This is a genomic window from Corynebacterium sp. HMSC066C02 (assembly GCF_001814945.1).
In the GTDB taxonomy this organism is placed as follows: domain Bacteria; phylum Actinomycetota; class Actinomycetes; order Mycobacteriales; family Mycobacteriaceae; genus Corynebacterium; species Corynebacterium aurimucosum.
Genome location: NZ_KV818436.1, coordinates 37,246 through 56,446, shown reverse-complemented (window position 1 = coordinate 56,446; position 19,201 = coordinate 37,246). Strand labels below are relative to the sequence as shown.

Below are 19,201 nucleotides of genomic sequence, written 5' to 3'. Positions count from 1 at the left end.
TTTAGCACTCAGTGCAAAGACACAACCCACGGTTTCCTTCACGGATTCCGTGGGTTGTGTCATGTTGAGCCCGGCGCGCGGGAGCCCAATGGCGCAGCTTCTGAAACTAACTAAAGGGGCTACCGGCTACGCAGGCTAATGTTCCACCGACTAATGAAGGCGCCCTATTTCAGCGAAGATACCCGAATTAAAGTTGAAAGCCCGCTCTGCCTCCGAGAGCATAGCTTCACGCTGTTCAACGTTTAGCTCCAGGCTATCCACGCGCTCGCGGTATCCCGTACGATAAGGCGGGATTTTTCCAATCGAAGTGAAGTCATAGAAGTTCAGTGCCTCAGGAGGAACTCCGTAATGGGCTCCCAAACGCGCTGCAATCACCTGCCCACCGGAAATATCACCGAGATAGCGCACGTAGTGATGGGCTACCACTTCTACTGGCTTGCCCACAATTTCTTCTAAGCGCGCGCTATAAGTCCTCGTCGCTGGAAGAATGCGAATCTCCTCACGCCAGGTTTCGCCGACGAGCACCTTTAGATCTACCTCCAGAGCTTGACGACGTTCCAGCCGTGGATCCGCTACCACACCGGCAATGGGAGTAGTCGCCACGCTGCGAACGGCGTTCTCGAGAGCTCCATATACAAACCACAATTGGCCGGCCAAATCAGCCACGGCTGACTTGTCGAGCTCCCCTGACAACAGGCGCTGCATGAATGCCGAATTCTCCGCATTCTCATGCGCACGCGCAGTCGCCTCACGCAACGCAACGGACAAAGGTTTATTGAGAGTGGTACTCACTGTTCTTCTCCACGGTGTTATTTAAAAACTACAAATCAGTTGAGGTTAGAAAAACTCAAAATCGAAAATTAAGGGGATTAGGCCGACGTGGGTGTGCGGCGCCAATTCTTATCGGCACCCCACACCCGTTACGTCGCTCTTGAACTGTCAGCGGTGTGCTTTAGCGCTTATCGCTGAAAGAAGGCACGGGCACTGTCAAAAGCACCGGACTTAACAAATGCTTGCCACAGAATTGCGATCATGCTGCCAATAGCCGCAATGCCTAGGAAGTAGTTCCAGAAGTTGGTGGTCTTCGAGCTAGAAGAGGAGCTCTCACCCGAGCTAAGGTTCTTATCTTCCGAAGGCGTCTGGGGCTTCGGCTTCTCCCCCTCGGACGGAACCTGGGGCTTCGGCTTCTCCCCCTCGGACGGATCCTTGCCATTGTCCTTCTTCTGGCCACAGCCCGGGGCGAGCTTGAGGGTCAGCTGCGCGCTATCCACCTCGGGGTTGTAGTCATGGCTGTACATACCCATGAACAGGAAGTCAACGCCCTCGACGTCACCAGAATCGTTCGTTCCGGGCTGCCGCTCGTACATAACGTCGGAAGCCGAAAGCGTGAGAGTATCCCCGTCCTTGTTCCACTGTGCCTTACCGTGACCGAATGCCCCTTCACCTGTGCGCTTGTTGGCCTCAACGCGGTCCTCCGGGGTGTACTGCGTCATGTGCTTGCCTTCAACAAAGTAGGCCTCGTAGCCGGAGCCGAGCTGGGCCTTATCGCCTTCGGTCTGCACGAATGGGTTGGTCATCTTGGAGTACAGTGCTCCGTGGTGGCCAGTGAACGTAATCGAAGAATCTTTAGCCTTGATCTTCGATGCAGTCACATTTCCTGCCTCGTCCACCGAGACTGTGGACGCTTCCGGATCGACTTCGAAACCGAAGGTGAAATCACCGCCCGTAGGGTCTCCGTTTTCCTTCACCGCTCCGGTCGTCTCCCAGCCACCGTTAGCAATTCGTCCCTTGATGTAGGAGCGCCAGGAGTGTTTGACACCCCAATTGAAATTGCCGGATTCGATGGTGCAGGATTCTGCTTCTGCCGCGGTAGCCTGCGGCACGGTAATCGCCGTCGCTGCGATAGCGGTCACCAGGATTTTTTTAAACATGGAAGTCCTCCAGTTGATGCGAGAAAAGTGGATTGATTGTGGGCGTGGCGCGCTGCGGTTGCACCTGCAGCTCGTTGACGGAGATTGGCCAGCCGTACACCTCAGACAAGGTGGCGCCGGTAAAAACCTCCGCCACGCGCCCTTGAGCTGCGATCCCCCCGCATGAGACGCACACGATGTGATCGCAATATGCAGCTGCCGCGTTCAGGTCATGGAGCACCACAACTGCGGTTACTCCTGCCTCACGGGACAGGGCTTTTACAGAGCCCAGGAGCTGTTCTTGGTGGCGGATGTCGAGGGCCGCTGTCGGTTCATCCAACAGAACTATCGGTGCATTCTGCGCAAGGACACGTGCAAAGGCCACCCGCGCGCGTTCACCACCGGAAAGCGTGCTGATATCTCTTCCTGCAAGATGAGCAACGCCCGCTGTTTCGAGGGCGGCTTCGATAAACTGATCGTCGAGTTTGGCCTGGGGCGTTCCGCCCCACGGGCGTCGCCCCATCGCTACGACATCGCGTACCAGAAATTCGAAGGACACCGCGACATCCTGAAGCATCACCGCACGTTGACGTGCAAGCTCACGGGGTGGGGCTTTAGGCGACAGACCACCGATGCGAATTTCACCGGAGAAGTCGATATCACCCGCGACCGCACCGAGGACCGTTGACTTCCCTGCACCATTCGGGCCAATCAGACCGGTAACCTCGCCTGGTTGGGCTTTAAAGGTCACGCTGTCAACGAGGGTATGTCCATCCACGTGGACAGTGAGGTTGTCTACGCTCAGCATCAGTGCACCCCCTTTCGCATCATGCGCCGCAACAAGACAAAGAAGGTCGGTCCACCAACGAGAGCGGTAAAAATACCGATTGGGAGGTCTGCAAAGGGAATCAAGGTTCGTGCTGCCACATCCGCAAAGCCGATGAGCACCGCGCCGCCTAGGGCGGATGCAGGAATAAGGATATGGTTTTGCGGTCCCACGATGCTGCGCAACAAATGGGGAACGATGAGCCCGACAAAGCCGATGAGACCAGCGAAGGAGACAGCCGCTGCGGTAAGCACTGCGGATGTCACAATTGCCACTATGCGCAACATAGGCACATCTACTCCAGTGTGTGCAGCGGCGCGTTCGCCCAGCGCAAGAATGTCAAGCTGCCTTCCTAAACACAGGGCTACCGCAAGACCAACGAGGACGACGGGAAGAACTACCCATACGTGCTTCCACTGGGAGCCGTTGAAGGAACCCATCTGCCAGAAAATGATGGCTTCCCGGTTGGCGGTCGGTGCTAGGTACACCATGAAGGAGATGATGGCATTGCACACGGCATTAATGGCGATACCCGTGAGGATCAGGTTAACCACCGTGACGCGGCCATTGTGGCGTGCAAGCTGGTAGATGATGAAGGTAACTAGTAACGCACTTAAGAAAGCCAACGCTGGCGCAGTGAAAGTTCCCGCGAAGGTGAGGTTGAAGACGATCGCTACAGCCGCCCCCACACCTGCACCGGAGGTCACACCGATGATGGATGGCTCCGCCAAAGGATTGGCAAAGATGGCTTGCATCAATGTGCCCGCGACGCCTAGAGCAGCACCTACGAGTAGCCCCAGAACTAACCGCGGTAGGCGAATACTCCAGACCACGCTGGCTGTGAGGGACTCTTGGCTCGGCCCAAAAGCGAGAATCGGGAACAGATCCGAAAGCGAGATGTAGTACTGTCCGAGGACGATCGAGATGAGCCCTGCTAGAACAGCAAGCACTGCTAAAAGTATGAAAACTGATATCCGCTGAGTACGGCGCCGTGTGAAGACGTCGCTATGCATTATCTGGGTCATAGACAGCCTTTGCGAGTTTGACCAACGTCTGACCGGTCATAGGGCCGAAGGCCAAGGATTGACCGTCGGGGATGGTGACGATGCGCTGCTTTTGGCCAGCGATGGTCTGAGCCACACCAGGGCGTTCCAGCAGACCGTCAATTCCCCCTGTGGATTTCAATCCATCGGTCATCATGATGATGACCTCCGGGTTGATGCGGGCCAGCGCTTCTGCATTAGCAGGTTCGGCATAAGAAAGGTGGTTCTCCGCAGCGAGGTCGACTCCTCCAATTCCTTCGATGAGGTCCTGGGCACCGGTCCCCTCCCCCATGATGAAGAACACGCCGCCGTTTCCACGGGCGTAGAGGAAGGCCATACGCATTGGCTCCTCGGGGGAGATGGCCTTAATGGCTTCCTTCGCCTCATCTATTTCCTTGATGGAGCGCTCTGATAACTTGCGGGCCTCGTCCGGAAGCCCGACGGTTTCACCCAGCGTGATGATGTCTTCGTCAACCGAGTCGATGGTCCGCTGCGGTTCCATAACCACAGTGGTCACGCCTGCTTCACGGATCTGATCGATCGCATCACGGGGCCCAATGGAGTGGTCCACGATAACGAGCGTCGGGTTAAGTTCCAGGACTGCCTCAACATTGATATTGTGGCCGCCTTCAGTCACAACAGGACGGTCCGCCAGATTCGGTTCAGTGGAAGAGACGGTGCGGCCAACGATATTGTCCGCGAGCCCCAATCCACTCAGCGTTTTGGTGTAGGTCCCATAAATATCCAGCGCCAGAATCCGCGAGACGTCCGTGACGGAGACGTCATAACCATCAGCGTCAGTAAGTTCCACGGGAAGGGCGGGCTGGGCATTTGTGCTTACGGGCTCGATATCGACGAAGTCACTGACCTCAGTAACGCCTTCGAACGAGCGAGGGTCGGAGAGGTCCTGCGGTTCTGGTAGCTGGTCTGTATAGCTTCCCTGTACGCCACAGGCGGTCAGTCCCACAATGCACAGAAGCGGGATAAGGAAACGTAGGAGTAGTTTCACGGCCATCTTTCTAGGAGTTGTTCATAATGAGGCGGCTGGTGGAGCCTCCGGCGATAATGAGCCCGGCGATGAACAGGAGGAGGTAGGTAACTGGGTCATCTGTGGTGCCGTTCGCGGAGCTCGCGGACTTGATCTGGAATTTCTTTGAGCCATCTTCATAGCCCTGCGAGGAGTCACTGGCTAGTGCGTTTTCCACAGCGTCGGAGTTGACGCCACCGTTGCTCTTCGCCCCAGAGCCGGCACTATCTCCCGCGCTGGACGAGCCTCCGCTGCTAGTGCTGCCGTTAGCGTCGTTGCAATCAGCGTTTCCGCCCAGGCTGGCGTTGAAACTTAGCGGATCGAGCTGGGTTCCAGGCTCATAGAATTCGGCGAATGCCTTGGAGCCAACGTCAGTCAGGGATACTGTTGCTTCACCCGATACGGCATCTGTTCCCACATCCAGAGACGTGAAATTCAAGTCGGCGATGGCGGTGCGTCCGAAGTCCTTCTTCTCGCCTTCCATGTTGGAGGAGCGCACGTCGCCGATTAGTTTTCCGGTTTTACCGTTGAAGGAGATTTCTAGGTTCGCAATATTGAGGTCGAGCTTGCCGTGGTGGCCGGTGAACTGGATGCTTCCGCCGTAGCGCACGGAACCCGCGCCGTCCTTAACTGCGCCTGAGTTGCCGGAAAACTGGAATCTACTATTGCTGTATCCGACTCCCGAGAGTTCCCATTTTCCTTGCGCAATGGAGCCGGTGATATAGGACTGGAATGACTTCTTCACTCCCCACTGCGCCGTAGCTTGGGTCACACCGGTGGCTTGGCAGGTTTCGTTGGCTGCACCGGATGCTCCAGACGAAGAGTCCGCCGAGCCCGTCGCACCCGTAGCGCCGGAGTTCGACGCGCCAGCTGTTGATGCTCCACTACTGTTTCCGCTGCCAGCTGCCACTGTTTCTGGAAGGTCGTTGCCGCTGAGGCCCGAAGTAGTGGTGCTACCAGTGGTGGAGGTTCCAGATGATGCGCTAGCCGACGCTCCGGAAGCCGCCGAGTTGGTGTCGCCCCGCTTCTTGAATGAGTCCAACTCATCCAAGAAAGCCTGAGTATTGCCCATAAACGTGGTGATACCGTTCATGGTGTCATTGGTTTCGGACAAAATAGCCATGGCTTCCTTGTTGAAGCCCGTAAAGGTGCCGGTAATAGAGTTCAGCTTCCGTTTCGAGCCAGATCCATTGCCGCCTGAGCCGCCAGAACCAGAGCAGGATCCATCCAACGCAATGGTGCCTGAGGAAGGATCGAGTTTTTCACCCTGCTCATAGAAGCCCGTGAAAAGCTTGACTCCCCCGGCACTAAGGGACGTGGTTCCTGCCAGGTTCACTGCCGAGCCGTTGTCTTTGACAGGCTCCTGCAGATTAATGGTGGCGATGACCTCATCGTCGCCTTGAATCTGGGCCCCGCGGGTGTAGTTGCTTCGGTTCAGTTCATAAGAAACGTAATCAACCGTCACTTTTGCTTGGTCACCGGAAGCAATGACCTTGAAGTCCGACATTGTCATGTCGAGAACCCCGTCATGTCCTGTGAAGTTCAGCGTGCCTTGGAACGGGATGGTGACTGTACCGCCAGAGGACGTGGGCGCGCTTGCTTGGAACACAAAAGCACCGTTGCCTTTTTCATCACCGCTAAAGCCGATACCGCTGGCTCCCCAGCCGCCGCGGGCGATATTGCCTTTGATGTAGCTTCGGAAGGATTGCTTGATCCCCCAGTTCCACGTACAGGAAGTCTCTGCGTGAGCTACCGGGGCGCTGTTCAAAAATGGAACGGCACCGAGAGCAAGGGGAGCTGCGAGCACCACACCGCATGCTGAGCGCCAGAGATTGCGAATCATGTTGAGAACCTTGTTTCACCCAATACTAATTATCGGCTAGGCTTGCCTTACTTAGGTAATCCTGCCCTAAATTGACAGGCCTGTCAACATATCACTAGACCGGAGGAAACAGCATGCACAGCCACCCCCACACCGATATCTTCAGGGGCATCTACCCCGACGTAGATCCGACCCAAAAGTTCCCCCCTACTCTGTCGGAACGCGTGGCTTTAGCATTCGCCGTCGGTGTTTTCATGTTCGGCGGAGTGAAGGGAGACCTACTCATCGCTGGCGTAGGGCTGGTGTTTGTTGTGGGCTGCGTTTGGACGCTTTCCCGAAAGACTCCCCGGCGCATCCGTACCGAAGCGCGTAGCCGGTTCCCCCAAGAACCATGGGCGGAAAACCCTAGCCCCCTTATCCCCGCTTTATGGCTCGTGCTCGGTGTACTCGCTGTAACCGCATGGTGGTTTACCCCAGATGAGTTTCTCACATGGAGCGCTTCCGCAGTGGCTATCCTGGCAGCCGCTGTAACGTGGTACATGCCGGCTATACAGGCCCGACGCGCGGATGTGCCTGAAGGACCTGACTCAAACCTATAACAAACCCAAGCTTCCGTAACCCCGCGAGCCCGATCCTCAAAGCTAGCAGGCATATACGGGCAGGTTGCCCACCCCCACAAGAGACCGATTCCGCAAAGTTCAGCACAGCAATAGGACAGTAGTTGGTGGATGCAGCTACCATGCCAGCTGTGACTGAGAAATTCCGCCAACTGCCACCGCCCGGCCCCGCGTGGGGCGGCAGCCTCATGGGCACCTCCATCGTCTCCCGGCTGCTCGTTGAGGAAGGCATGCTGACAGGTTCTGCTATCTTCGCAGCACTGTCCTGCGTTATCCTCCTCGTGCTGACAGTAGGTTTCGCGGTCTACCGCCAGCCCAGCTTTGCCCGGACCTCCATGGCGGAATGGTCCATGTACTTCATCGGCATCCTGGCGCTCGGCGCAGCACTGTCGGGTTTGACGGATATCGGAACCTTCCGCCTCGTGGGCTTCTGGATAGGCGGCCCCGTCACCGTCATCACCTGGGCGATTCAACTCACCCGCTTCGACGGCCAGCCGCGGTTTACCTGGGGCCTGCCGCTGGTCGGCCCCATGATTTCCTCCTCCGTGGCTGGCTTCCTCGCCTTGGACTATGGCCATGCATACCACGTCATGGGCACGGTTCTTTTCGTCATGTCGCTTTCTACGGCGGTCCCCATCTTCATCCGCGTGTACTGGGCCGCCTGGCACGGCAAGGTCAATCTCACCGGCGCCAACTCCGCGACGGCCTGGGTTCCGCTGGGCGTGGTGGGCCAATCCACCACCGCGATGCAGATTCTCTACCCCGGTAGTTTCTCTGTCTACTACGGGCTGACCGCCATGGTGATCGCCATTCCCCTCGCGCTCTATGCCATGGTTACCTTCTACCCCAACGTGGCCCGCTGGGTGGACTACTCGCCCGCGTGGTGGGCGTGCACCTTTCCGCCGGGAACGGTCAGCATGGGCGGGCACCAGGTAGCGCTGGTGAATGGCTCTGAGCTCCTAGACCTCATCGCGCTCAGCATCCCGGTACTCCTCATCGCGCACTGGTCTGCCTGCTCCTGCCGCTTCATTAGCTGGCTCATCGAAGGCCGGCGCGCACAGCGAAGCGGGGCCAGCCCAGTCTCAGACTAGCCCCGCCACGCGAAAATCTGGATGCTTAGGAAGCCTTAGTTCTCGGTCTTCTCAAACTGAATGACCTGGCCCTGGCTGCCCAGCGCAAAGGTATTGCCCTCTACGGGGATGACCACTGGCTTGGCGGAGAGGATGGCGTTGAGCGCATCGGCATCAGCCATCTCATCCGGGCCGCAGGCACGCATCGTAGAATTCAGGTTCTCCACCACGATGGCATCGGTCTGATCCAGCGTGTAGCTACCACCACCGGAATTGCAGCCATCGTTGAAGTTCAGCGTGCCATCCTCATTGAAGGTCACGGAGATATCCGGGTTCTTCTTTGCGGTGAAAGTACCGTTGAGAACCTTCTGGGCCTCGTCAGCCGGCAGCTTCTCCTGCAGGCCGTCAACGTCTTCGTACTTCTCAATCAAGCCAGAGCCTTCCGGTGCTTCCGAATCCTTGGAGGAGGAGAAGGAGTCACCGAACAGACGCGAGCTCAGCTCCTGGATCTGGCTGGTCTTCACGGAGTCGGCGGAGGACATCTCTTGCGCACCGGCGGTACCGGCACCCAGGACGCCGCCGGCGAGGGCGACGAACGCGGTTGCAGTGGTTACTTTCTTCAGTGTGCGTGAAATCATGGCCCCGAAGCTATCGAGCATCACCGGCAGCATCAACCCATATCATGCGTTTCTGATGATATTTTACGGCAACTCCAACACTCTAAACCCACAGGCAAGCTCCTCAGAAAACGGCACTGCGCTGGGGTTTAAGTGCGCTTAACGTAGCCCATCCGCGGGCGGAAGCCCTGCGGGTGCTTCATCTGCGCCACTGCATCCCCGATGATCATGCGGTGGCGGGCACTGACGGACGTCGGCATCTGCGCCACGGAGAACCACTGCGCGTCAAGGTTCTCTTCGTCGGAGACCACCGGCTCCGCATCATCCGGCACGGAAACGCGAATGGCGGTATCCATGAACATGCATTTGTCCCCATTGGGGTAGACCACGGGGCCCACCTGCCCCACCCCAAGAAGCGCTTCGATGCGCCCGTCAAGACCAATCTCTTCTTTAACTTCACGCAGTGCGGTCGCCGTAATCTCCTCACCTGGCTCACAGATACCGGAGATAGGACCCCACGCACCAGTATCGGCACGCTGAGCAAGCAGGACCGATGGCAGCTCCCAGATCGCGGAGCCGGTAGGCACGGCCCGCACAATAACCGCGGTCACGCCGGGCAAAAAGAGCTGCTCGTGGCCGATTTTCTCACGCAGGGACACAATATAATCAGGAGTGGGCATGGGCTTTATCTTAGCGTCTTAGAGCTGCGCCAGAATCTCCGGCAGGAGCGCTTCGATGTCAGAAGCAGGAGTAAAAGACATCTCTGCCTCCGAGCCGTGCACGCACCCCTCGCTACCCGCGGCCGCTTCCGTCGTACCGGACAGAACTCCCACAATCACGCCTTCATAGGGGCTGCCCGGCGCGCCAAAGACCGGTGCGCCGGAATCACCGTGTGTGGAGCAGACGTGGGCGCGCGCAGAGATAGTATCCACAGTGCGCTCACCAAACTGGAGTTTCCCGTTCCCCTCTCCGTGTGTGAGCGGGCCGCAGGTCTCACCGGTGATGCGCCCCAGCTTGCACACCTCATCGGGAAGTTCCTCCTGCTCGGCCGCGACCACGCTGGTGGGCATGTCCTGGGGAACATAGAACTCAGCCTGCCGCGTTATCTCCACCAAGGCGAAATCAAGCTGGTGCGTGTCCGGTGCGCTGAGGTCGGAGTAGATGATGCTGCCAACGGGCTCGGCCGGGTATATAAATTCCCCGTCCGCGGCACCCGCCCACACCGTATCCCCGGGCTCACCGCAGTGGGAGGCGGTAACGGCGATGGTGCGGCCGTCGTCAAGCACAAAGCTCCACGCCACTGTGCAGAGGTTGAAGTCGAAGGCTTCGCCGGGAACGGGCTGCATGCTAGAGATATCCAATGCTGCCCCCGGCGGCACCGGAGACGCACCCGGAGTGTGTGTTTGCGGCGGGGGCGGCTCAATAGTGGCGTTCTCGGAGGTGTTCGAGGCGGCCTCGGGAACGGGCTCAACGCCCGTGTGCACCGTGCACCCAGCCGTCGCCAGAGCTGCTGTGCTGAATGCCCCAAGCAGGAGAAACCTAGGCATCCTCTTCTGGTGCAGACTCACCCGCGTTTGCCTTATTCTCCTTATTTTCCTTCTCCATCTCCGCAACCTGCTTCATGTCACGGATGAACTTCTCTGGGTCAAATTCGGTGAAATACTCCGGGCCCGAGAACTGTTCCTGTGCCATTGGCTTAAACCTCCGTGCTCTTGATGTACTGCGTGATGTAATCCTTCACCGCCGCGGCATCGTTTGGCAGGTCGGTGACGTGGCGCTCGGCGTCCAAGATACCGGCGAAACGCTCCGGCACCTCCGGCTCGCTGCCAATGGCTTCCTTGATGGTCTCCGCAAACTTCACCGGCAGGGCGGTCTCCAGACAGATGATTGGGGTATCGACCCCATACTCTTCCTGTACCGCGCGGGCAACCTTGATGCCGTCGGCCGTGTGCGGATCCACCAGCACGCCGTAGCGCTCGTGGACATCCTTAATGGTGGCGAGGCGGTCCGCGTGGGTGGAGGAACCGGACAGGAAACCGTACTCCGCGTGGGCGGCGTCAAGTGCCTGCTTGTCGACGTTAAACCCGCCTTCCTTCACCTTTGTCCCGAAAAGCTCCTTAATCTGTGCGGCATCGCGGCCCAGCAGATCAAAAGCGAAGCGCTCAAAGTTGGAGGCGCGGGAAATATCCATCGACGGCGAGGAGGTTTTGTACGTCTGCTCCGAGGAACGCGGGCGGTAGCTGCCGGTGCGGAAGAACTCATCGAGCACGTCGTTTTCATTGGTCGCGACGATGAGTTTGTCGATGGGCAGGCCCATCTGGCGGGCGATGTGGCCAGCGCAGATATCCCCAAAGTTGCCAGTCGGGACGCTGAAGGAGACCTTCTCGGTGTTTTCCGTGGTGATCTTGAGGTAGCAATTGATGTAGTAGACCACCTGCGCCATGAGGCGAGCCCAGTTAATGGAGTTGACCGCGCCGATGCGGTTCTCTGCCTTGAAATTAGCGTCGGCCGAAACAGCCTTGACCACGTCCTGGCAATCATCAAACACGCCATCGAGGGCGATATTGCAGATATTCGGGTCATCCAGGCCGAACATCTGGGCCTGCTGGAAGGGCGTCATGCGCCCGGCCGGGGTCAGCATGAAGACACGGATGCCCTTGCGCCCGCGCATGGCGTACTCCGCCGAGGAACCGGTATCGCCAGAGGTAGCGCCCAGAATATTGAGGGTTTCGCCGCGACGGGCCAGCTCGTATTCGAAGAGCTCGCCCAACATCTGCATGGCCATGTCCTTGAAGGCGGCCGTCGGCCCCTCAGAGAGGTGGCCAATGTAAAGGCCCTCCCCCAGTTCGCTGACGGGGACGATCTCCTCGTGGTCAAACTTGGGGTAAGTGTAGGCGCGCTGGGCAATTCCTTCGAGGTCTTCGGCGGGAATATCATCCACAAAAAGCTTGAGCACTTCGGCGGCCAAGGCCGCGTAGCCACCCTCCGCCAAGGTCTGGCGCCAGTTAGTCAGAGTGGCGTCATCGATGTGGGGGTAGGTGTCCGGCAGGTAGAGGCCGCCATCGGGGGCCAGACCTCCGAGGAGGATGTCCGTAAAGGAGGCGGGCTGGCGGTCGGTATCGCGGGTCGAAATGTACTTCACCCCCTGCATCTTAGTTGGTGCCGCGTAAAGTATCAGCCATGTCGGTCCCTCATCCTCGCAATGTAATTACCACTAAGGCTCTCTCCGTGTGGGTAGCTGCGGTGTTGGTCTACATCGTGGCAATTACCGGCCGCACATCTTTTGGCGTAGCGGGGCTTGAAGCCATCGATCGCTTCGACGTCGATGCCTCCCGCATTGCTGTTTTCACCTCTGTACAACTGGGTATTTATTCACTGGCACAGATCCCTACGGGCATGCTCATTGATAGGTTCGGACCCCGCCGCCTGCTGGTCATTGGCTCCATCATCATGGGCATAGGCCAGGTGGTCCTCGGTTTCACCAGTAATTATTGGGTAGCCATCGCCGCCCGCCTGCTCATTGGCGCGGGCGATGCCACCGCCTTCCTCTCCGTGATGCGCATCCTGCCCTATTGGTTCCCGCTGCACCGGACCCCCATGTTCACCCAGGTCACCTCGTCGCTGGGGCAGCTGGGTCAGTTCATGTCCGCCCTTCCTTTTGCCATGCTGCTGGGCTGGGGCGGGTGGACCATGGCCTTCGTTACCTTGGGTGCGGTGGGCATTCTCATCGCCGTTGCGGCCGCGGTGGCGGTTGCGGATTCCCCAGAATCACTCGGCATCGTGCCCAAGCCAAAGGAAAAACCGAACGCGAAGCCGGAGAGCACTGCCGCACTGTTATCTACCGTTTTCCTCTCCCCCGTAGCCTGGCAGGCATTCTTCATTCACTGGATTGGTCTGGGGGCCACCAACGTGTTTGTCATGCTGTGGGGAGTGCCCCTGATGACCGCGGGCATGGATTTTTCTAAGACTAGCGCCGGCTGGGTCCTGACGTGGTTTAGCGTGTGCATGGTGCTGGTTGGTCCCTTGCACGGCCGGTTATCCTCCCGGGCTAGGGGTTTCCGTCCCTGGCTGGCCTTGGGGTTTGTGGCTATCCACTGCGCGGTGTGGGTCCTGTTCTTCCTCTTTGGCGGCAGCTACCTCTCACTGTTCATCCTCATCAGCGTGGTGTCCCTGTGCACACCGGTGGCAAATTATGGCTTCGACATTGTCCGTGAAAACCTGGATCGCCGCGTCGTCGCGACGGCGACGGGTCTGGGAAACATGGGCGGCTTCATTGCCACGGTCATCGGCGCCCAGCTCGTCGGCATGGTTCTCGATCACTTGGGCAATGGGCCGGACTATCCCTTCTATGACTTCCGGCTTGCTGCCTTGGCTGTCTTTGGCGTGTGGTGCATTGGCATCGTGGGTGTTCTCATCACCCACATCCTGCGCAGCCGGGGCGGGGAGGAAGGGCCGCACGCCAGAACCGTGCAAGTGGGTTAGTAAAGGGCTGAATTACTGAAAGGCCAAGGCGCTCAACGGCGCCTCAAGGGGCAGCCCATTGGCCACTTCAAAGACCCCGATCCCGCCGCCGATGGGGACGAGAACGGCGATGCTCACCCCCACTGCGGTCCTGAGCAGCTCGCGTAATTTTCGTCGTTTCTCCACCTCAACGCACCAACCTTTATCGTTTCGTTATCTGTGCGTGTGAGCTTAAGAGCTACGGCTGCAAGGCAAATCCTCATTGACTGCGCATCACCTGCCAGTCCCTGTGGGCTCCATGGCAGCGCACTCAACGAGAGTGGCGGGCAGACTTATTCTGCGGGGGTCGACTCTACGTAGATCGGACCTTCCACCGGGGCGACAACACCGGCATCGAAGGCGGCGAGGACACCTTTCGCATCATCTTTCGTGATGGCGCCTGCCTCGACGGCCTTCTCCAAATCAGCCTCAAGCATCTGACGGGAGCGGTACCTATCCGACGCCACCGACAGAAGTCCGCGTGGCACTGACTCCGATGGAATCCCCAGTGCTTCCGCCAGCGAGACAATGCGATCCTTTTCAGCCGGGTCAAGCTCGGCGCCTACCGACGGATCTTGTGGGACGCCGCCGTCGACCACCTGCTCCACCGTCAATGCCCCCTCCGGCACTTGGTACCGCTCCGTAGCCCACCAGCCCGCGCCGACGGCGGTGATGACTGCCACCACCACGAGGACCCATACGGCGATAATCTGCTTGGACTTCACGGCCACAATTTTAGACTTCTCTCACATTCGCGGCTTAATCCGCGCGGGGGCCAAAGGTGCCAAAAGAATTTCCATGCGGCGGGTGTGGCGAATCGAGGCGCTCGGACAGCGCATCGATGATGGAGCGGATGGTGGACTCCGCCACGGAGCGATCCAGGCTGTTGCGGCGCGGGCCCTCAGGCTTCGGCTCAGTCGAGACAACGCGCGGCTTGTCGACGTCCAACCGCATCACCGTCCCCTCTACGCTCAACGCAGCGGCGGGGTCGCACCCAGCAGCGCGGGCAGCGGAGAGGAAGGCGTCGAGATCAGCAAGAGTGGCATCGTTGAGGTCGAGGGACAGGTTCAGGCTCATGGTGTGCTCCTTTGTGCGGCGCGGGGATAATGACTGTTCACTGCCACCTAAGGCTATCGGCTGATCACCTGATAGAACAGGGGCTTGCTCCAAAGTCAGGGAAAGATCCGGGTGAGCTCAGGGTGCGGGTCAGGGGCGGAGCAACTGCCTTCTGCTAGTCATGCTCGAAGGATTCTGCTTCACCCCAGAACACCTCATCCACTATCTTCCGCGCGTGCCTGGTCACTTTGAGGTAATGCTCCAGGAATTGCTGATTACGCTCGGGCTCCCACCCGGCCGCGCCGGCCACCTGCGCCAGCTGCGGGCCCGGTGCCGGAAGCTGGTCCACGCGCTTGCCGCGCACCAGCACGAGCGCATTGCGGGCATCGGTGGCCAAGAGCCAAGCCTCCCGCAACTCCTGCACTTGCTCGACAGGGATGACCTCATTGTCTTCGAGGGCATCGAGCACCCGCAGCGTGGAGGGATCATGCAGCGCCGGAACCTCGTGGGCGTACATCATCTGGAGCAGCTGAACGGTCCATTCGATATCCGTTAGCCCGCCGCGCCCCAGCTTGGTGTGGGTATTGCGGTCAGCACCGCGCGGGAGGCGTTCGTTATCAACACGCGCCTTCATTCGGCGAATATCACGAATCGTCTTCTCACTCACGCCCTTCGGCGGATAGCGGAAGGCATCCACCATGGTGAGGAAACGTGTACCGACCTCCTCATCTCCTGCCACGAAGGCCGCGCGGAGCAAAGCCTGCATCTCCCAAGGCTCGCCCCACTGCGAGTAATAGCGCTCATAGGATTCGATCGAGCGCACGACCGCTCCCGAGCGCCCCTCTGGCCGCAGGCCCAAGTCCACGTCCAAGGGCGGATCCCCGGAAGGCTTTGCCAGACGGCGACGCAGTTTCTCAATGATGCCGATGGCCCATGGCAGAGCTTCTTCTTCGGCATTATCTCCTGTTGGCTCCGCCACCACGATGACATCGGCATCTGAACCAAAGCCCAGCTCCATACCACCGAGCCGCCCCATGCCAATCACGGCGATGCGGGCTGGTGGTTCGGCATCCTCATGGCTCAGCCTCCACGCCCTGACCTCGGCGCGCAGCGCGGCTTCCAGCACAACATTCCAGATGGTGGACAGTTCAAAACACACTTGTTGAACCGGCAAGAAGCCCAATAAATCAGCAGCGGCAATCCGCGCTAGCTCTGCGCGGCGGAGGGATCTGGCAACCGATACTGCCTTGTCTGGGTCCGCGTGGCGCTTGGTGGAATTAATCAAGGCGGAAGACACTTGCTCGGGCTTGGTTTCCAACAGCTTGGGCCCTGCCGCGCCATCGGAGAGCTGCTTGACGACGTCCGGGGCGCGAATAATGAGCTCCGCCGTAAAGGGCGAGGTGCCCAGAATCTTCATGAGGCGTTGGCCAACAACGCCTTCGTCACGAAGCATGCGCAAAAACCACGTCCGGTCATAAGCTGCCTCAGAAAGCTTGCGGTAATTCAGCAGGCCCATATCCGGGTCAGCGGTATTGGAGAGCCACTCCATCAACGTCGGCAGCAGAATGGCCTGGATGCGCGCCTTGCGCGATTGCCCCGCGGCGAGGGAGGTGAGGTGCTCAAAAGCTCGGTCTGGGTGGCGATAGCCCAGTGCCGCCAGCTGCAAGAGCGCGGCTTCGCGGGAGAGCTTGAGTTCATCCGCCGACATCGAGGCCACGGAATTGAGCAGTGGGCGGTAGAACAAGCGCGAGTGGAGCTCAGAGATAAGCAGGCGAATCTTCCGCAGCTGGGTATTCATCTGGTCCGCTGCCGACTGATGCCCCTGTGGGTGAAAGCCTGAATTGATGGCCAACCACGTGAGCGCCTTGTTGTCGTCCTTCTCCGGCAAGGTGTGGGTACGGCGGAAACGCTCCAGCTGAAGGCGGTGCTCAAGCAAACGCAGAAACTCGTAGGCCTCGATGAGCTGGGTGCCGTCTTCACGTCCGACATACCCGGCGCGCACGAGCGCTGCCAGTGCATCGACCGTGGCGAGCGTGCGCAGCGATTCATCCGAGCGCCCGTGCACCAACTGCAGCAACTGGACGGCGAACTCCACGTCACGCAGGCCACCCTCCCCCAGCTTGAGCTCTCGAAGGCGCATCTTTTCGGGGACATTATCCAGCACGCGGCGGCGCATAGCTTGAACGTCTTCCACGAAGGACTCCCGTTGCGACGCAGTCCACACCATCGGCCCGATCTGTTCCAGGTAGTCCGTGCCTAAGGGCAGATAGCCGGTTTGCGGCCGTGCCTTCAGCAGCGCTTGGAACTCCCAGGTTTCTGCCCACCGCTTGTAATAGGCCACGTGTGAATCCAGCGTTCGAACCAAGGCACCGGATTTACCTTCCGGGCGCAGGTTGGCGTCAACCTCGAAGAAGCAGGCCGAGCCAATCCGGTTGAACTCCGACGCTAGGCGGGTGATCCGTGGTGTCGCCTCGGAGCCTACGAAGACCACGTCCACGTCGGAGATGTAGTTCAATTCGCCCGCGCCGCACTTGCCCATCGCGATGACGGCCAGCTGCGCATCGAGTGCTTCATCCCCATAGACCACCCGGACCGCGCCGGCGAGTGCTGCCGTCAAGGCGGCATCTGCGAGGGCTGTGGTCAGCCTAGTGACCTCCCGGAAACCAACTCGCGGCTGGGGGCGTGACTGGCCCTTGCGCGAGTGAAATGTACCTGCGAGGTCATGGGCGGCAATGCGCATCATCAGCGTTCGGTAGGCCACTTTGAGTGATGCTTTGTGGTCCCCCGGTGCTGCCCGGTAGGTGCCGGGAGACGTCAGGTCGGGGCTCGCGGTGTCAGGCTGGTCTGGTTGCTCAACGTATGTCGCAGGTTCCGCCCCGACCTCTGTGAGCAGCGTGTGCAGCATTTCGGTAGGAGTCGGCAGCGCCCGCTGCAGCTCGTGCCAGGTTTCTGGGTGTGCAGCGAGATGATCACCGAATGCCGAAGAGCCGCCCAGCAGGGCGATGAGTCGCACCCGGAATGTTTCGTCCTCGCGCATCGCCGGGCCAATCTCAGGCGCCCCCTCGACGATCCTCATCAACGTGTTGAGGGCCATATCGGGATCGCCTGCTCCGGCCAGTGTCCACAACAGTTCTAGGGACTCCGGATTATCCCACCCGAGGCGGGATAGATCCTCCGCAGCAGTTGGCCGGGTCAGACCAAGAGTAGCTGGGGACGGTACTGATGCTGGACGCATGCTTCTCCTAGAAGTTCAGGTTGTTACGCAATTCGAATGCGGTGATTTGCTGCTGGTACTCATGCCACTCGTCCCACTTTGAGCGCAGGAAGTACTCAAAGACGTGTTCACCGAGGACCTCCGCCATGAACTCGGAGCGTTCAAATTCTCGGAGAGCCTGATCCAAACTGCTCGGTAGATCCTTGTACCCCATCGCGCGGCGCTCCCGGCGAGTCAGCTGGTGGACGTCATCCTCGGCCGGATCCCCTAGCTCATAGCCTTCTCTGATTCCGCGCAAACCAGCGGCAAGGAGCACCGCGTAACCCAGGTAAGGGTTCATCGCTGAATCCAGCGAGCGGATTTCAACTCGGCGCGACATTTCCTTGGAAAGGCGGTAGGTGGGAACTCGCACCAACGCAGAACGATTAGAGATTCCCCACGTCACTGACCCTGGAGCCTCGCTGCCAAACATCAGGCGCTTATAGGAGTTGGTCCACTGGTTGGTGATCGCTGTCATCTCCACTGCGTGTTCAAGAATGCCGGCGATGAACTGCCGTCCTGTGCTGGACAGCGAAATCTCATCATCGGGGTCATGGAAGGCGTTGGAATCTCCCTCGAAAAGGCTCAAGTGAGTATGCATGCCCGAGCCTGAGCGGTCCTCGAAAGGCTTGGGCATGAACGTCGCGTGCACTCCTTGCTGGGAGGCAACCTCTTTGATGAGGTAGCGGAAGGTCATGATGTGGTCCGCCATCGACAATACGTCAGCATGGCGGAGGTCGATCTCCTGCTGGCCAGGTGAGGTCTCATGGTGGCTGAACTCCGTGGCGATGCCCATTGATTCCAACGCGTACATTGACCGGCGCCGGAAGCTCGGGGCGTTATCATGCGTGGCTTGGTCGAAATAGCCGCCGTTATCGGTGGCAACAAGCCTGTTGATATCGTGCGCGTCCTCAAGGAGATAAAACTCAATCTCAGGAGACGCCTTGCACGTGAATCCCTCATTGGCCGCCTCGGTTACCTGACGGCGCAGGATGTGGCGCGGGTCCACCAACGAAGGTTGCCCATCGGGCTGAGTAATGTCACAGAACATGCGCGCCGAGAGAAGCTCGGGCTCTTCCTTGTCAAAGGGCATGATCTGAAAGGTTGAAGGGTCCGGCATCGCGATGGTGTCGGCCTCCGAAATGCGGGAGAACCCTTCCACTGAAGAGCCGTCGAAGCCAACACCTTCCTCGAAGGCGGATTCCAACTCTGAGGGGCTCATTACCACCGATTTCAGCGCCCCCAAGATGTCAGTGAACCAGAGGCGAATGAAGCGGATATCGCGTTCTTCAACTGTACGAAGGACGAATTCGTGTTGGCTGTTCATGCTTTAAACCCTACCGCCGCGCGCCGAAGCCACGGAGAGAGTTTCTTCTTTTGCCCCCGCACCGACATGTATTAACCCAGTTGGCAAGAGTATCTCGGGGGCAAATTTTTTCGACTCCTCTGTCCCCTGTCGG

At 59.1% G+C, this 19,201-nt stretch carries 17 protein-coding genes; 2 read left to right on the top strand and 15 right to left on the bottom strand.

Annotated elements, in window-relative coordinates:
- Nucleotides 1-150: 150 nt before the first annotated feature.
- The 6 genes from HMPREF2996_RS01255 to HMPREF2996_RS01230 all read right to left on the bottom strand — a co-directional run bounded on the left by HMPREF2996_RS01255 (nucleotide 151) and on the right by HMPREF2996_RS01230 (nucleotide 6,649).
- A complete protein-coding gene (locus tag HMPREF2996_RS01255) occupies nucleotides 151-792 on the bottom strand; it encodes a biliverdin-producing heme oxygenase (RefSeq protein WP_070729748.1) in 642 nt (213 codons plus the stop codon).
- Between the two features lie 167 nt (nucleotides 793-959).
- Entirely contained in the window at nucleotides 960-1,931 is a 972-nt protein-coding gene (locus HMPREF2996_RS01250) for an HtaA domain-containing protein (RefSeq protein WP_070729747.1), read from the bottom strand.
- Nucleotides 1,924-2,718, bottom strand: a complete 795-nt coding sequence (locus HMPREF2996_RS01245; protein WP_070447420.1) for an ABC transporter ATP-binding protein — start codon at nucleotides 2,716-2,718, stop codon at nucleotides 1,924-1,926. Before HMPREF2996_RS01245 ends, HMPREF2996_RS01250 begins: the two co-directional genes overlap by 8 nt.
- On the bottom strand, nucleotides 2,718-3,761 hold the full coding sequence (locus HMPREF2996_RS01240) for a FecCD family ABC transporter permease (protein ID WP_070447423.1): 1,044 nt from the start codon (nucleotides 3,759-3,761) through the stop codon (nucleotides 2,718-2,720). Before HMPREF2996_RS01240 ends, HMPREF2996_RS01245 begins: the two co-directional genes overlap by 1 nt.
- Complete coding sequence (locus tag HMPREF2996_RS01235) at nucleotides 3,742-4,788, bottom strand: heme/hemin ABC transporter substrate-binding protein (RefSeq protein WP_070711523.1); 1,047 nt, start codon at nucleotides 4,786-4,788, stop codon at nucleotides 3,742-3,744. Before HMPREF2996_RS01235 ends, HMPREF2996_RS01240 begins: the two co-directional genes overlap by 20 nt.
- A gap of 10 nt (nucleotides 4,789-4,798) precedes the next feature.
- On the bottom strand, nucleotides 4,799-6,649 hold the full coding sequence (locus HMPREF2996_RS01230; protein WP_070729745.1) for an HtaA domain-containing protein: 1,851 nt from the start codon (nucleotides 6,647-6,649) through the stop codon (nucleotides 4,799-4,801).
- Between the two features lie 718 nt (nucleotides 6,650-7,367).
- Between HMPREF2996_RS01230 and HMPREF2996_RS01220 the strand changes: the two genes are divergently transcribed.
- On the top strand, nucleotides 7,368-8,336 hold the full coding sequence (locus HMPREF2996_RS01220) for a TDT family transporter (RefSeq protein WP_083313761.1): 969 nt from the start codon (nucleotides 7,368-7,370) through the stop codon (nucleotides 8,334-8,336).
- A 35-nt stretch (nucleotides 8,337-8,371) separates the two neighbouring features.
- On the opposite strand, the gene HMPREF2996_RS01215 is transcribed toward HMPREF2996_RS01220, so the two are convergent.
- The 5 genes from HMPREF2996_RS01215 to thrC all read right to left on the bottom strand — a co-directional run bounded on the left by HMPREF2996_RS01215 (nucleotide 8,372) and on the right by thrC (nucleotide 12,074).
- Nucleotides 8,372-8,953, bottom strand: a complete 582-nt coding sequence (locus HMPREF2996_RS01215) for an META domain-containing protein (protein WP_246822966.1) — start codon at nucleotides 8,951-8,953, stop codon at nucleotides 8,372-8,374.
- 128 nt (nucleotides 8,954-9,081) lie between these two features.
- The gene (locus HMPREF2996_RS01210; RefSeq protein ID WP_010190620.1) at nucleotides 9,082-9,612 is read right to left on the bottom strand and encodes an NUDIX hydrolase; all 531 of its coding nucleotides are present in this window, start codon (nucleotides 9,610-9,612) and stop codon (nucleotides 9,082-9,084) included.
- Nucleotides 9,613-9,630: 18 nt separating this feature from the next.
- On the bottom strand, nucleotides 9,631-10,479 hold the full coding sequence (locus HMPREF2996_RS01205) for a S1 family peptidase (RefSeq protein WP_246822965.1): 849 nt from the start codon (nucleotides 10,477-10,479) through the stop codon (nucleotides 9,631-9,633).
- Entirely contained in the window at nucleotides 10,472-10,624 is a 153-nt protein-coding gene (locus HMPREF2996_RS12755) for a hypothetical protein (protein WP_168166665.1), read from the bottom strand. Before HMPREF2996_RS12755 ends, HMPREF2996_RS01205 begins: the two co-directional genes overlap by 8 nt.
- 4 nt (nucleotides 10,625-10,628) lie before the next feature.
- Nucleotides 10,629-12,074, bottom strand: coding sequence for a threonine synthase (thrC, locus tag HMPREF2996_RS01200; RefSeq protein WP_070729739.1), 1,446 nt, complete (start codon nucleotides 12,072-12,074; stop codon nucleotides 10,629-10,631).
- A gap of 38 nt (nucleotides 12,075-12,112) precedes the next feature.
- Between thrC and HMPREF2996_RS01195 the strand changes: the two genes are divergently transcribed.
- A complete protein-coding gene (locus HMPREF2996_RS01195) occupies nucleotides 12,113-13,414 on the top strand; it encodes an MFS transporter (protein ID WP_070729737.1) in 1,302 nt (433 codons plus the stop codon).
- 311 nt (nucleotides 13,415-13,725) lie between these two features.
- Here the strand turns inward: HMPREF2996_RS01195 and HMPREF2996_RS01190 are convergent, their stop codons facing one another.
- The 4 genes from HMPREF2996_RS01190 to HMPREF2996_RS01175 all read right to left on the bottom strand — a co-directional run bounded on the left by HMPREF2996_RS01190 (nucleotide 13,726) and on the right by HMPREF2996_RS01175 (nucleotide 19,068).
- On the bottom strand, nucleotides 13,726-14,157 hold the full coding sequence (locus HMPREF2996_RS01190; protein ID WP_236659246.1) for a hypothetical protein: 432 nt from the start codon (nucleotides 14,155-14,157) through the stop codon (nucleotides 13,726-13,728).
- A 34-nt stretch (nucleotides 14,158-14,191) separates the two neighbouring features.
- On the bottom strand, nucleotides 14,192-14,509 hold the full coding sequence (locus HMPREF2996_RS01185; RefSeq protein WP_070711489.1) for a hypothetical protein: 318 nt from the start codon (nucleotides 14,507-14,509) through the stop codon (nucleotides 14,192-14,194).
- A 154-nt stretch (nucleotides 14,510-14,663) separates the two neighbouring features.
- Nucleotides 14,664-17,723, bottom strand: a complete 3,060-nt coding sequence (locus HMPREF2996_RS01180; RefSeq protein ID WP_070729735.1) for a bifunctional [glutamine synthetase] adenylyltransferase/[glutamine synthetase]-adenylyl-L-tyrosine phosphorylase — start codon at nucleotides 17,721-17,723, stop codon at nucleotides 14,664-14,666.
- 7 nt (nucleotides 17,724-17,730) lie between these two features.
- Nucleotides 17,731-19,068 (bottom strand): glutamine synthetase family protein, encoded by a 1,338-nt coding sequence (locus HMPREF2996_RS01175; RefSeq protein WP_070643947.1) that lies wholly within the window; start codon nucleotides 19,066-19,068, stop codon nucleotides 17,731-17,733.
- Nucleotides 19,069-19,201: the final 133 nt, after the last annotated feature.

What these genes read in the sequence shown, in the direction of transcription:
- HMPREF2996_RS01250 (WP_070729747.1), bottom strand. Translation starts at nt 1,931, where the DNA reads ATGTTTAAAAAAATCCTGGTGACCGCTATCGCAGCGACGGCGATTACC.
- HMPREF2996_RS01245 (WP_070447420.1), bottom strand. Translation starts at nt 2,718, where the DNA reads ATGCTGAGCGTAGACAACCTCACTGTCCACGTGGATGGACATACCCTC.
- HMPREF2996_RS01240 (WP_070447423.1), bottom strand. Translation starts at nt 3,761, where the DNA reads ATGACCCAGATAATGCATAGCGACGTCTTCACACGGCGCCGTACTCAG.
- HMPREF2996_RS01230 (WP_070729745.1), bottom strand. Translation starts at nt 6,649, where the DNA reads ATGATTCGCAATCTCTGGCGCTCAGCATGCGGTGTGGTGCTCGCAGCT.
- HMPREF2996_RS01220 (WP_083313761.1), top strand. Translation starts at nt 7,368, where the DNA reads ATGCCAGCTGTGACTGAGAAATTCCGCCAACTGCCACCGCCCGGCCCC.
- HMPREF2996_RS01215 (WP_246822966.1), bottom strand. Translation starts at nt 8,953, where the DNA reads ATGATTTCACGCACACTGAAGAAAGTAACCACTGCAACCGCGTTCGTC.
- HMPREF2996_RS01210 (WP_010190620.1), bottom strand. Translation starts at nt 9,612, where the DNA reads ATGCCCACTCCTGATTATATTGTGTCCCTGCGTGAGAAAATCGGCCAC.
- HMPREF2996_RS01205 (WP_246822965.1), bottom strand. Translation starts at nt 10,479, where the DNA reads ATGCCTAGGTTTCTCCTGCTTGGGGCATTCAGCACAGCAGCTCTGGCG.
- HMPREF2996_RS12755 (WP_168166665.1), bottom strand. Translation starts at nt 10,624, where the DNA reads ATGGCACAGGAACAGTTCTCGGGCCCGGAGTATTTCACCGAATTTGAC.
- HMPREF2996_RS01195 (WP_070729737.1), top strand. Translation starts at nt 12,113, where the DNA reads ATGTCGGTCCCTCATCCTCGCAATGTAATTACCACTAAGGCTCTCTCC.
- HMPREF2996_RS01185 (WP_070711489.1), bottom strand. Translation starts at nt 14,509, where the DNA reads ATGAGCCTGAACCTGTCCCTCGACCTCAACGATGCCACTCTTGCTGAT.
- HMPREF2996_RS01180 (WP_070729735.1), bottom strand. Translation starts at nt 17,723, where the DNA reads ATGCGTCCAGCATCAGTACCGTCCCCAGCTACTCTTGGTCTGACCCGG.
- HMPREF2996_RS01175 (WP_070643947.1), bottom strand. Translation starts at nt 19,068, where the DNA reads ATGAACAGCCAACACGAATTCGTCCTTCGTACAGTTGAAGAACGCGAT.